The organism is Streptomyces sp. PR69 (assembly GCF_026420845.1).
In the GTDB taxonomy this organism is placed as follows: domain Bacteria; phylum Actinomycetota; class Actinomycetes; order Streptomycetales; family Streptomycetaceae; genus Streptomyces.
Genome location: NZ_JAOWCB010000002.1, coordinates 273760 through 286577 on the forward strand (window position 1 = coordinate 273760; position 12818 = coordinate 286577).

11 protein-coding genes are annotated in these 12818 nt (G+C 69.6%); 4 read left to right on the forward strand and 7 right to left on the reverse strand.

Annotated features, from left to right (window positions below; all coding sequences use genetic code 11):
- Positions 1–20: 20 nt before the first annotated feature.
- The 5 genes from OF819_RS03000 to OF819_RS03020 all read right to left on the reverse strand — a co-directional run bounded on the left by OF819_RS03000 (position 21) and on the right by OF819_RS03020 (position 6963).
- Positions 21–596, reverse strand: coding sequence for a hypothetical protein (locus OF819_RS03000; protein ID WP_267241706.1), 576 nt, complete (start codon positions 594–596; stop codon positions 21–23).
- 2 nt (positions 597–598) lie between these two features.
- On the reverse strand, positions 599–2827 hold the full coding sequence (locus OF819_RS03005; RefSeq protein ID WP_267241707.1) for a DUF6571 family protein: 2229 nt from the start codon (positions 2825–2827) through the stop codon (positions 599–601).
- A gap of 9 nt (positions 2828–2836) precedes the next feature.
- Positions 2837–3301 (reverse strand): hypothetical protein, encoded by a 465-nt coding sequence (locus OF819_RS03010; protein ID WP_267241708.1) that lies wholly within the window; start codon positions 3299–3301, stop codon positions 2837–2839.
- A gap of 264 nt (positions 3302–3565) precedes the next feature.
- Entirely contained in the window at positions 3566–5770 is a 2205-nt protein-coding gene (locus tag OF819_RS03015; protein WP_267241709.1) for a S1 family peptidase, read from the reverse strand.
- A 239-nt stretch (positions 5771–6009) separates the two neighbouring features.
- The gene (locus OF819_RS03020) at positions 6010–6963 is read right to left on the reverse strand and encodes a pirin family protein (RefSeq protein ID WP_267241710.1); all 954 of its coding nucleotides are present in this window, start codon (positions 6961–6963) and stop codon (positions 6010–6012) included.
- Positions 6964–7077: 114 nt separating this feature from the next.
- Here OF819_RS03020 and OF819_RS03025 point away from each other — a divergent pair, with 114 nt between their 5' ends.
- Complete coding sequence (locus OF819_RS03025) at positions 7078–7548, forward strand: GNAT family N-acetyltransferase (RefSeq protein WP_267241711.1); 471 nt, start codon at positions 7078–7080, stop codon at positions 7546–7548.
- Positions 7549–7642: 94 nt separating this feature from the next.
- Here the strand turns inward: OF819_RS03025 and OF819_RS03030 are convergent, their stop codons facing one another.
- Both OF819_RS03030 and OF819_RS03035 read right to left on the reverse strand, forming a co-directional pair.
- Positions 7643–8695 carry a hypothetical protein gene (locus OF819_RS03030; RefSeq protein WP_267241712.1) on the reverse strand — a complete coding sequence of 351 codons (1053 nt, stop codon included), beginning with the start codon at positions 8693–8695 and terminating at the stop codon, positions 7643–7645.
- Positions 8696–8867: 172 nt separating this feature from the next.
- A complete protein-coding gene (locus tag OF819_RS03035; RefSeq protein WP_267241713.1) occupies positions 8868–9362 on the reverse strand; it encodes an AtaL-like protein in 495 nt (164 codons plus the stop codon).
- 168 nt (positions 9363–9530) lie between these two features.
- Here OF819_RS03035 and OF819_RS03040 point away from each other — a divergent pair, with 168 nt between their 5' ends.
- The 3 genes from OF819_RS03040 to OF819_RS03050 all read left to right on the forward strand — a co-directional run bounded on the left by OF819_RS03040 (position 9531) and on the right by OF819_RS03050 (position 12810).
- Positions 9531–9962: a DUF732 domain-containing protein gene (locus tag OF819_RS03040; protein ID WP_267241714.1), complete on the forward strand. Its 432-nt coding sequence runs from the start codon at positions 9531–9533 to the stop codon at positions 9960–9962.
- Between the two features lie 182 nt (positions 9963–10144).
- Positions 10145–11740 (forward strand): glycosyltransferase family 2 protein, encoded by a 1596-nt coding sequence (locus tag OF819_RS03045; protein ID WP_416370461.1) that lies wholly within the window; start codon positions 10145–10147, stop codon positions 11738–11740.
- Entirely contained in the window at positions 11737–12810 is a 1074-nt protein-coding gene (locus tag OF819_RS03050) for a glycoside hydrolase family 26 protein (RefSeq protein WP_267241715.1), read from the forward strand. Before OF819_RS03045 ends, OF819_RS03050 begins: the two co-directional genes overlap by 4 nt.
- Positions 12811–12818 lie beyond the last annotated feature (8 nt).

Consider the following 12818-nt stretch of genomic DNA (forward strand, 5'->3'; position numbering starts at 1 on the left):
GAGACCCGCGAGGGTGACGCTCAGGCGCAGTCGTACTGCTGGGCGAGGTTGTCGGCGCTCTCCGTGAGGATGGCGCGGATCTTGGGGATGACCGACTTCTCGCTCCAGTCCTCGTGGACGTTCACGGCCGGGAAGACCTGTAGTGACACATTGACGAACCGTGACCCGACTGCGGCCCCCATCGGCTCCGAACACGACTCGGGCAGCTGAATCCCGCCATGCCTCACCGTCACCCAGCCCGTCCGTCCGCCCCCGATGGACGCGGCGTCACTGCTCGGGGCTTCCATTGGCTCCGGGCTTTGTCCGAAGCCAATGGTGTACTGCAGCCGCATGGTCTCTCCGTCGGAGTTCGCCCGGTAGACGTCACAGCTGGTGAAGACGGGTTCGGAGACCGACTTGACGGGCGGGTCTTCCTCGACGATGAGCCGACCGCCCTTGCCGTCGCTGAGCAGACCGGCCGTCTCCTTGGTGAGCGCCCCCACACAGAGGTTCTTCTCCCGTAGCTCCTTCTTCTCATTGGGCCACAGGGTGATCGTGGCCATCACCGCCGCCGCGACGACAAGCACGCAGGGCAGAACCAGATACTTCTTGTCCATCTCTACCGCTCGCCCATCTTCAGGTCCGAGTCCTTGAGGCCGTCCATATACGACTCCTCCGCGATCTGCTGGAGGTGGTCCTCGAACTCGCCTGGGCTCGCGTCCAGCTCCTTCTCGTCCAGCCCTGCACGCAGAGCGAACTGCTCCAGCAGGCTGTCCATCTCTCGCTGCCCGTTGTCGAAGTGGTCGACCAGGTTCTCCCGAGTCGCCTTGTCGACCTCGGCGTTCGCACCGTTCAAGTACTCGGCGGTTCCCACGTCCACCATGCGCTGAATCCCGTCGCCTACGCCGGGAATCAGCGTGAACGGGGTACCGATGACGTGGTATCGCATCATCTTGTCCCAGCCGTTGCGGTCCTTCTCGGCCTGGCCCAGGTCATAGAGGACGTCGGCTCGCACACCGTCGAGATGGCCGAGCACGGACGCGCCCTGCTTGACCCAAGCCCGCAGCTCCGGGTCCTCGTTCCGGAAGGAGTCGGCCGGGTAATCCTTCATACCGTCCGCGATCAGTGCCGCCTGGGTCCGATGGACCGTCGCGAACGCCTCGCCGTCTTCTGATGCGGCTCGAAGGACCCGGACCAGATCCCCGCGCTCCAAGTCGAGGTCGTTGTATGTGGTCGGCGCGTTGAGGTTCTTGCCGAGGATTTCATGGACGTCGCCGGAGTAGTCGCCGATCATGTAGCCCATCGACTTGCGCAAGGCTGCCGGCATGTTCCCCTGCTCGCCCCGCGTCTCATGGCCGTAGTGCTGGATCGTCTTCTCGAAGATCGCTGACTGAGCGCCGTCGTGGCGCGCCGGGACCTCGGTGAAGGGCGTGCCCGGCGCGCGGCCGGTGGCCGCGGCCTCCAGTGCGTGGCCGAACTCCCGGCGCGCCGAGGCCTGGATCGTCTCCTCGGGCATCTTGTCCTCGACACTGCTGCCCGGCCAGTCGCGTTCCTTGAGGAAGTAGTCGAGATTGTCGCTGGTGTGCGGATCGAAGTAGGCGGTGGCGGCCGACGGGTTAACGCTCATCGCGTTCATCAGGCCGCCCATCGGGTCCACCTGAGTGCCCTTCCAGTTCTTGTCATAGCCCCGGTACGGATCGTCAGTGCTCGTCTCCCACTCGCGGATGGTGTCGCCTACGGCGGTGAGGAAAGCGGCATCGAAGCGCGGGTCGCCCTTGTCCTTGTCCCATGCGTGGTCCTCGGGCTTCTTCGGGTCCGCTACGGGGTCCCCGACGTCGGCCGCCATCAGGGTGGTGAGCGTGCCGAGACCCTCCAGTCCTCCCACGAGCTGCGCCGGGTGCCGGTTAGGCAGACCGTTTCCGTTTCGGGCCAGGTCGAGGAGCTGATTGGCCCATGGAGCGTTCGGCCCGCCGATGGGGGACTCGGGCCCCATGGCGGTGGCGAGGCTCGCCGACAGCGCTCGGTAGAGCCGGCTGTCCGCTTCGGAGGCATGACCGTAGCGGACCCCGCTCTCCATCCCTCCAGCGAGCAGGAGAAACGCTTCCTGATCCTCTCGGCCACGGTACTTGAGGTTCTGCAGCAGCTCGGCTGCGAACGCGGGCGCGTTCTTGCCGCCCTCGACCAGCCTCAGCAGCCGCTCCCGCTCACCGTCGTCGAGGTGTTCCCAGCGCGCGTACAGCTTCGCGGCCTCACGGCCGGTCTCCGCCTGCCGCTTTTCCTCCTCGCGCTTGCGCCTGGCGTCGTCGAGGTTGTTGAGGTCGGTACTGCCGAAGTCGTTGGGGTGGTACTTGACCAGGGCGCGCAGCCCCCATGCGCAGAGGTCGTCGGCCTCCGCGGCGCGCTTGAGGATGGCCTCCAGCCTGCTGCGGTAGGCGTCGAACTCCTCCTGAGTGGCGGGCTCCTGGGTGTTGCCCGTGCCGCGGCGGTCCGGGTGGACGGTGTGGCTGAGGACGCCGTTGGGGTAGATCATGATGCCCTTGGGCGGGTTCTCGTACGCCGTCCTGAGGTCGTCCTTGGCCGACTTCAGCTTGCCGTGGGCGTCCTTGAGGAGGTCGCGGATCGACTCGGCCTCGGTGACGGCGTCGCTGAATTCCTTGGCCGTCTTGGTGACGAACTCCTTGGTGACGGAGGCGTTCTCGCCGTTCCAGGTGGCCCGGTCGGACTTGGCCTTCATGGCCTTGGCCTCGGTCTTCAGCTCCTTGAGCTTGGTGACCATCTCGGACCACTGGGTGACCGCGGTGTCCAGGGGACCGAGGTTCGCGTTGAGGAGCTGTTCAAATGTGGGCATGACGGCTCCTTACGAGAAGAACTTGCTGATCTGCGAGGCGGAGACCGACGCGTCGGCGCCGGGCGCGACCGGCCCGATGATGCGCAGTTGGGTCTCGATCCAGTCGTCGTCTTCTTTCCGGGACTTTTTGGTGTGGTCCAGATGGTTGGAAATATGCGCACACGCCTGAAGCAGTGTTTTGACCTGTGTGTCCCAGGTGTCGGATACCTCGCTGAGCGCTGATCCGGTCTCGAAGCCGTCGCCCTTCAGCGCTGTGCCGGCCGTCTGGCTCGCGGTGCGGGCGTGTTTGCCGCCCGATTCCAGCCCGTTGAAAAGACCGAAAGCGGCATGTCCGATGTCGCCCAGTTCATCATCGTGAATGATGTAGTCGGCGGACCCGGGCTGGGGGCCAGGGCCCCCGGGATCCATGGCCGGGGCCTGGTTGAGCCGCATGCTGACGGCTTTCGCCTCGGCCCATTCGCTGTCAAAAGACATGTAACTCCCCCGTTGAATTGCCGCTCCGACAGCATTGCGCCCGCCACGCTACATAACACGCCATTGCCGTGCCACAGTTGATCTCTATGTGATACGGACCGTCACGAGAAGTGCGCGGCCGAGAAGTGCCAGGCCCTGGAGCGCGGCCCTGGAGATTGCGGCCCGGAAAACCGGACGGCCCGGGGAGGGCGCTCCTCCCCGGGCCGTCCGTACGGGCCACGGACCTCCGTCAGCGCCGCGCGATCGCGGCGGCCGCGGCGGCCGTCAGCCGATCGCCCGTCCGAAGGCCACGCCCGCGGCCGGCAGGCCGCCCTGGCCGGGCTGGTAGGTGACCGCGGCGCCCTTGTCGCCCAGACGCCCGGCGGTCACATTGCCCCACGGCAGGACGTGCACCGCGCCGTACTGGTACGCCTTGTACGGCATGCCCACATACAGATGCGTGCCGGTGGCCTGCATATAGCGGCCGACGACCTGGCCCGCGCCCGGTGCGCCGGGCAGGCCGGAGGCGTTGCCCGCCTCTGCCCAGGAGTCGGTCTCGCCCACGGGGCCGAAGAGGCCGAAGGTCTGCACCGCGCCGGCGTTGACCACGCTGCCGAGGTCCTCGCCCGGGATGCCGACGGCCAGGGCCATGGTGGAGTTGGTGCTCACCTCGCGCGGGGCGGTGTTCACCAGGAGGACCTTGTCGCCGAACTTGTCGTCGGTCTCGGAGCCGCCGGAGACGCCCTCCACATCCTGGTGGGCGACCATGTGCTGGCTGAGCGCGCCGCCTGCGGCCGCGCGGAGCACGGTCACGGAGCCGGCGTTGTTGCGGTTCTTGCCGTTCTTGACGATGCCCTCGCCGGGGGTGCCGACGGCGATCAGCGAGTCGGCCGCGGACGCGGCCCCGGCCGGGCGGTACTCGGCCATGTCCAGGGACGCGCCGAACCGGTCGCCCGCCTCGGGCACGCCGCTGATGCCGGCGGTGTCCTGGTGCACGGACTTCAGATGCGAGGGGATGCCGGCCGAGCTGATCGTGTGCTTGAAGACGGCGACCAGACCGGCGTCGGCGACGCTGCCGATGGCCTCGCCCGGCGCGCCGATCGCCAGATGGTTCGGCGAGCCGGCCACAGACGCGCCGAACTTGTCACCGGCCTCCGCGCCCCCGCCGACGCCCGGCTTGTCCTGGTGGACGGCGATGTTGACGCTGCCGCGCAGATAGATCGCGCTGCCCGCGTCCTTGATGGAGCCCAGGTCCTCGCCGGGGACGCCGATCAGCAGATACGGCTCCGAGTCCGCGGTGTGGCCCGCGGCGAGGGAGTGGCCGAAGCGGTCGCCCGCCTCCGACGCGGACGCGCCGATCGCGCCGGAGCCCTTGCCCTGCACCAGGTCGAGGGAGGCGCGGCCCTTGGCGAGCCCGGCCGGGTCGCCGTAGAGGACGTGCACGGCGCCGGCGTCCTTCTTGGAGCCGATGTCCTCGGCGGGTATGCCCACGGCGAGGTCGCTGCAGCCGTCGTTGTCGTGGTCGAACACCGCCAGGGTCTCGCCGTACCAGTCCTCGGCCTCCGCGCCGCCCGGGACGGCGTCGAGGTCCTGGTGGAGTTCGGCCGTGCCCTTGCCGCCGCCGTAGATCACCCGGATCAGGCCGGCGTTCTTGTCGCCGCCGACCGTGGCCTTGGGGTCGCCGATGGCGATGTCCTCGACGCCGTCGCAGTTGAAGTCGGCGACGCGCGGCGCGCCGACCGCGGCGGCCACCCAGTCGCGCAGATCGTCGACGCGGGTGTCGATCGCGCCGGTGCGGGTCTCGGCCGGGTCGGAGCCGAAGCATCCGCCCTGCCAGGAGCGGCTGTTGACGGCGACCAGCTCGGTCTTTCCGCCGGTGGTGCGGACGGCCGGGCCGCCGGTGTCGCCCATGCAGACGGCCGCGCCGTCCTGGCCTGTGATGGCGATGGTGTCGGCGTTCACCGCGTCCACGGTGAAGACGCCGCTGTGCCGCAGCAGCGGCGACCACTCGTCCTTGGTGCGGCCGTAGCCCGCGACCGTCAGCTCCTCCCCGGCGACGGGCGGGGTGCTGCTCAGGGCGATGGGCGCGGTGTTCTTGACCGGGCTGGACAGCCGGCCGAGTACCAGGTCCCGGGACGGGTGGGGGACGAGCTGGAGCACGGTGCGGGTGCCCCCGGCCGTGCCCGACAGATCGGCGCGGCCGATCGTGGCGACGGTCTTCAGCTTCGGCTTGCCCGCGGACACGGCCGGGCTGGCGGCCGGGTCGTCGGCGAAGCAGCTGGCCGCGGTGAGCAGCCACTCCCGGTCGACGAGCGCGGCGGAACAGGCGCGTGCGCCGTCGCCGATGTCCAGGCGCACGGTGAACGCCAGGGTGTTGTCGGCGTCGGGCGTGCCGGTCACGGCATGGGCGGGCGCCGCCAGCGGCGCGGCGATCAGCGCCGCGGCAAGCGCGGCGAGCCCGGCGGTGCGGGCGGGTCGTCTGGGTCTCATGACCATTTCCTTGAGGCGGGTACAGGCTCCAGCGGCCGGTCTGCTGCCTGCGGGGAGGCTGAAGACCGCCCGCCGTCCGCCCGGTGACCGGGCGGACGCGGAGCCGCCGCAAGGACGGCATGCCAGATCTTCCAGAGACGGATCGTCAACTCCCCCGTTGCGACGCACGTTCCGGTTGCTTGGAACACATTGGCGTGACCATTGCTATCACCCATGCCGCATCGAACGAAAATGCGGCCTCAGGCGTCGCCCGCGGGGATGGCGCCCAGCCTGCCCGCCTGGAAGTCATCGAATGCCTGCTGGAGCTCGGCGCGGCTGTTCATCACGAAGGGGCCGTAGTGGGCCATCGGCTCGCGGATCGGGCGGCCGCCGAGGAGGATCACCTCCAGGTCGGGGGTGTGCGAGTCCTGGGACGCGTCCGCCCGCACCGTCAGCGCGCCGCCGTTGCCGAAGACCGCGGTCTGGCCCATGTGGACGGGCCTGCGCTCCGTGCCGACCGCGCCCCGGCCGGCCAGGATGTACGCAAGGCCGTTGAAGTCCTCCCGCCAGGGCAGGGTGACCTCCGCGCCCGCCCGCAGCGTCGCATGGACCATCGTGATCGGGGTGTGAGTGATGCCGGGACCCTGATGCCCGTCGAGCCCGCCCGCGATCACCCGCAGCAGCGCCCCGCCGTCGGGCGAGGTCAGCAGCCGCACCTGGCCGCCGCGGATGTCCTGGTACCGGGGGTTCATCATCTTGTCGCTCGCGGGCAGGTTCACCCACAGCTGGAGCCCGTGGAAGAGGCCGCCGGACATGACGAGGGACTCCGGCGGGGCCTCGATGTGCAGCAGGCCGGAGCCCGCGGTCATCCACTGGGTGTCGCCGTTCCGGATGGTTCCGCCGCCGCCGTTGCTGTCCTGGTGCACAAACGTTCCGTCGATCAGATACGTGACGGTCTCGAAGCCCCGGTGCGGATGCCAGGGGGTCCCCTTGGGCTCCCCCGGCGCGTACTCCACCTCGCCCATCTGGTCCATCATGATGAACGGGTCGAGGTACCGGTAGTCGATCCCCGCGAAGGCCCGCCGCACGGGAAAGCCCTCGCCCTCGAATCCGGTCGGCGCCGTCGTCACGGCGAGCACGGGCCGCGGCACGGCTCCGGCGGGCGCGGCGACGCGCGGCAGGGTGAGCGGGTTTTCAACAGTCACTGCAGGCATGGACGTGACCTCCTTGTGCGCCCGAGTTTAGTTGAAGAATGAACTTCTTGCACCCGGAACGCCGCCCGCCCGCGCCGCATTCCCGCCGCGACCCCGACCCCGTACTCTCTCGGCATGATCGACTACGGACTTCTGGACAGAACGGGGCGGCATGTCGCCCTGCACGAGATAGACGACAAGAACTGGCGCGCGGTCGCGGACATAGCGCCCCTGGACGGCCAGCGGGACCATGTCGCCGCGCTGGCGGCCCGCTATCTGCTGCTGTCGATGCGCGAGGGCGTCTGGCACTCGCTCGCGGTCCAGGCCGACGACACCGTCGTCGGCCATGTCATGTGGGCACGTGACGACGACGGCTCGTACTGGCTCGGCGGGATGGTCATCGACGGCCCCGAGCAGGCCAAGGGCCTCGGCCGCGCCGCCGTCCGCACCCTCATCACCTGGCTCGCCCAGCAGGACGGCTGCGAGGCGATCCGGCTCTCGTACCACCCGGACAACACGGCCGCCGCCCGCCTCTACACCTCGCTCGGCTTCCGGCGCACGGACGAATCCGAAGGCGACGAGGTGGTCGCCGAGCTGTCGGCGTAGACGGCGGGCGGTACCCGGCGCGTGGTTCCCGGCGCACGGCCGGGGGCTGGGGCTGGGGGGCCATCGCCGGGGCCGGGGGGCCGGGGCCGGTGTGTCAGCCCGCGGGGCTGAGCCGGAAGTTCTCCATGGAGACCGTGAAGTCGTCCCGGTTGGCCCGGTGGCGGATGCAGTAGTCCTGCGGATACCAGCCGCCGACCTGCCACTGCCGCGGCTGCCTGACCGGGAAGCACCCGCTGTCCACCGCCCCGGAGGCCAGACGGTCGAACAACTCCTTGGTGATCATCGGCTCCAGGAAGCTGATCTTCGCGTCATACGCGCCATAGATGAAGGTGTGGGTGAAGTCCTCGCCGTGCCACTCGGGAGAGGACCCGTCGAGCAGATGGTTGCCCATCGCGGCCTCGGCGACCCCGTGGTCGCGGTACCCCTCGGGCAGGTACTGCGGAGGCACCGGCTTGACGGCGGTGGCGTAGTCGTCGCAGTGGATGGCCAGGCCGCAGGGCCCGGTGCGGATCGCGTCCCGCTCGGCCTTGGGCTGGATATAGAAGTGGAAGTCGAAGTGCGCCCGGTCGTAGATGTGCTCCGGCCCATGGCCCATGGGGTTGTAGTTGACGAGCGCCCAGGTCAGCGGGTTGTCCGGGCGCTGCGCCAGGGCGGGCGGCAGATCCAGCGCCCGCTCATGGCCGCCGACGCACTCGGCGTGCCCGTCGATTGTGCCGTCGTCGTCCATGTCGTAGCAGTGCTTGCCCTCGGTCATGGCGGTCGGCAGATTGTCCAGCGTGGAGCGCGGGAAGACGATGCCCACGCTCAGCGGTCGGTCGCCGGACAGCTGGGCGTAGGTGCGCAGCGATCCGTCGCCGAGGGCGGCCGGGGCGCCGTACGAGGCGCAGGGACCGGAGTACGAGCGGGTCTCGCGGTACAGGAAGTCTGCGGCGAACTCGCTGACGCGTATGGTCCATTCGCCGCCCGGGATGCCGGAGGCCGCGAAGCAGACCGTGGTGGGCGCGGTGCTTTCGCTCCGGGCCTGAGCCGTCTCGCCGACCGGCCAGAGCAGTGCGGAGAGTACGGCCGCAACCAGGGCCGCGGCGAGCGAGCCGCGCCGGACGGCGCGGCCCTTCCGGATTCTGCTGGGGAGGTCTCGCATGGTCATGCCTACTCCGATGTGAATCAAGGAAGCCCGTGCTGCGGGCAGATCAGAGGAGTGCGGCGCGGCGGGGCGGCCGCGGGCGGACCGCCGGGAACGCCATGCCGCGCGGCGGGGCGGCCGCGGGCGGATCTGACCGGCGTACGGCCCCGGCCGCGGCTCACGCCCCGACCGCGGGTCAGGCCGCGACGGCTGGCGTTTCGAAGGACGCCGCGGCCTCGATCAGCTTCCCCGTCATATCGGCCAGGGTGGCGTCGAAGTCGGCGTTCAGCGTGCTGAGATAGCCGCTCTCCGTGAGCGCACGCTCGGTCGCCCGCGGCGTCAGCCGCAGCCCGAGCGTCAGCGTCAGGCCGCCGCTTTCGTCCTCGCCGATCTGGTCGTAGATCTCCGCGAGGTCGGTGTGGTCCTCATGCACGAACGCGATCCGGCCGGCCGCCTCGTCGGGGAAGACCCGCTGCACGAGCGTGCGCTCCCCGCGGGACGCCCGGCGCAGAAAGCCGCCGTCGGCATAGCGCTCCAGGATGGCGCACTCGGTGATCGCCGGGACGTACTCGACCGGGAACTCCGCCTTCCGCAGCATCGCCTTCCACAGCCGGTCACGTGCGGTGGCGGGGTCCCCGGGGACGATGACGGGCGTGGTCCAGGACAGCGCGAGCATCTGGCTTCCTCTCACAGGGAGCAATGGTGCGTACGATGCTCGGACCAGCAGGATCCAGCCTCAATCGGCCGGAAACCACTTAGTCAGGTCGCGCTGATGAAGGGTTGGCAACATTCCTTCACTTCAGGCACACCCGTGGTCGATGATGGGCCCCCTCTCATCCCGAGCGCCCCTGGGGGGACCATGCGCCACTGCACATCGGCGGCCGTCATCACCGCGGCCGCGCTCCTCGCCCTCACCGGCTGCGGCAGCCAGTCCGGGACGGACGGCAGCCCCGACCCCGAGGCGACCACCGTGGAGACCGTCGGCAAGGCCCCGGGCTCCGACGCGACCGGAATCTTCCCCGACCCGCCCACGCCCGCCGAGCGGCAGGCCTACCTCGACGCCCTCGACGCGATCGACCCGGACATCGTGCACGGCAAGGAGGACAAGGCCGTCAGCCGCGGCAGAAGCACCTGCCAGACCCTCACGACGGACGTGCCCGGCGGCCGCGAGGCGCTGATCGACATGACGAACACGCGCTTCACCAGCCCCGCCCACCCCGGAGGCCACGGCGTCGCGACGGCGGAGCAGATCCTGAACGCCGCGCACACCCATCTCTGCCCGGAGTTCTGAACCGGCGATTTCTGAACCGGCGTCACGCCGCGCTTGCGGTGTGCTTCCGCCACCCGCCTCCCACGGAGCCCCCGCCCCCGTCTGGACCCCAGCCGTGACGAACTCGTGTTCCTGAAGTAAATGTCTGTCCTATAGCATTCCCCCGGTGTAATCACTCAAAGTCACCGAGGGGGCCCTGAGCTGTGACGCTCCGTACTGCCGATGTACGCAGCGGAGGGCGGCGGCGCGCACCACGCTCCGGGCAGCTGCGGCAGCCGGAAGGGCTGCTGCCCACGCCGCCTGACGAACGGGAGAAGTACAGCTACGTCAAGCGCCACACCTGGGTGCTGACGTCAAGCTCCTTCATCGGCTTCGCCTGCGTGCTGATCAGCCAGTTCGAGACCGCGCGGAACAGCGCGTGGATCTGGGTGTTCGCGCCCTCTCTGCTGCTGGCCGTCATCAGTTTCGCCATATCCATGCGCCTTGAGGCGTTTGCCCCCGGCTTCGACCTCAAGGCGCACCGCCGCCTGGTGCGCGGCTGGCGGCCGCGCCGCTACCCGAGCGTCGACGTCTTCCTGCCGGTCTGCGGCGAGCCCCTTGAGGTGCTGCACAACACCTGGCGTCATGTGCGGATTCTGGCCGACGCCTATCCGGGCGAGGTGTCGGTCCTGGTGCTGGACGACGGGGACAGCGCGGAGGCGGCCGCCATGGCCGCCGACTTCGGCTTCCGCCATCTGGTCCGGCCCAACCGGGGCTGGTTCAAGAAGGCCGGAAACCTCCGCCACGGCTTCGAGCGCTCCTCCGGTGAGGCGATCCTCATCCTGGACGCCGACTTCGCCCCGCGCGCGGACCTGCTGCACGAGCTGATGCCGTACCTCGACGACGACCCGCACTGCGCCATCGTCCAGTCGCCGCAGTTCTTCCGGGTGCTGGACCAGCAGAACTGGATCGAACGCGGGGCGGGCGCGGTCCAGGAGCTGTTCTACCGCTCGGTGCAGGTGTCCCGGCAGCGCAGCGACGGCTCGATCTGCGTCGGCTCCAGCGCCGTCTACCGGCGCTCCGCCCTGGACGAGATCGGCGGCACCAGCCTCATCGAGCACTCCGAGGACATGCACACCGGCTTCGATCTGCGCGCCCGCGGCTGGGACCTGCGCTATGTGCCGCTCGCGCTGTCCACCGGCATCTGCCCGGACACCGTGGGGGCCTACTACAACCAGCAGTACCGCTGGTGCATGGCGTCGATGAGCATGCTCGGCAGCCTGCGTGACTTCTGGCGGGTGCGTATGCGCTTCGTCAGCCGCCTGTGCTACATCTCCGGCTTCGTCTACTACATCGAGACGGCCCTGCTCACCTTCGCCGCTCCTCTGATCGCCCTGACCCTGCTGGTCCGCTATCCCGACCAGCTGGAGGCCGCCAACTACTGGATGATCCTGCCCAGCGTGCTGTACCTGACCGTGGTCTACCCGCTGTGGCACCGCAACCCCTACCGGCTGGAGGCCTGGGCGACCCGCGTGATGTACGGCTGGGCGCATGTCTTCGCCATCTGGGACCTCCTGCGCCGCCGCCCGATGGGCTGGCAGCCCACCGGCTCCGGCGGCGCGAAGAAGAACAAGACCCGTCGCTTCTGGGGAGGCATGTGGCTGTGGAGCGCCCCCACGGCGGTGCTGTGGCCGGCCCTCGCGCTGTGGCGTATGACCGGCGCGCACCCGGAGGACTTCGCGCTGATGCTGGCCCTGGGTCTGTTCTACGCGGTGGCGGTGGCCCGGGTGCTGATCCAGCCGAAGGAGGCTGCCGCGTGAAGGCCCGTGCTCAGGCCCGCGGGAAGACCCGGGGGAAGCCCCGCGTGCAGGCTGCCGCACCCCTCGCGCGCGCTCTGGCGGGCGTGCTCACCGCGGTCGTCTGCCTGGCGGGCTGCGTGGCCAACGGCCCGGCGCCCATCGGCGCGGGCGGCGACGGAGCCCAGCCGGCCCAGACGCTGCCCGGCGGCGATACGACCTACGCGGCGGTGCAGCCCTACGACGTCACACCGCTGCTGCACCCCGAGGCCAAGTACTTCGGCGCGACCTTCGACGGCGTCCCCAAGGACCTGGGCCCGGTCGAGCAGTACGCCTCGATGGTCGGCCGCACCCCGACCATGCTGGAGTACTACCTCGGCTGGGGCGACGAGCTGCAGGCCGACCAGACCCGGGCGGTGTGGGAGAACGGCCAGCTGCCGTACATCGCCTGGGAGCCGCACAAGGCCACGCTCGCGCAGATCGCCGACGGCAGCCAGGACGCGTACATCGTCAGCACCGCCCGTACGCTGCGCGCCCTCAACATCCCCGTGGCGATCAGCCTGGCCCACGAGATGAACGGCTTCTGGTACCCCTGGGGCGCACAGGAGGCGACCCCTGAGCAGTTCGTCGAGGCGTGGCGTCGTGTGCACGATGTCTTCCAGGACGAGGGCGTCTCCACGGTCATCTGGGTGTGGAGCCCGAATATCGTCAACCCCGTGCCCGACGTCGCCCTGGAGCCGTACTACCCCGGCGACGGCTATGTCGACTGGATCGGCGTGGTCGGCTACTACGCGCTCACCGGGGCACGCGACTTCAAGGAGCTGTTCGACCCCACCTTCCGCCAGGTCAGGACCTTCACCGAGCGCCCCTTCCTGCTGGCCGAGACGGGCGCGCAGCCCAGCCCGCGCAAGAGCGAGCAGATCACCGAACTGCTTCAGACCGTCGCCACGCGCGACGACATCGTGGGCTTCATCTGGTTCAACCTGGACAAGGAGACGGACTGGCGGGTCGACAGCAGTCCCGAGACGCTGGCCGCGTTCCGCGAGGCCGCCCGGGATCAGCGGTACGACCTCGACTTCTCCGCCCTGAAGTAGACGAGACA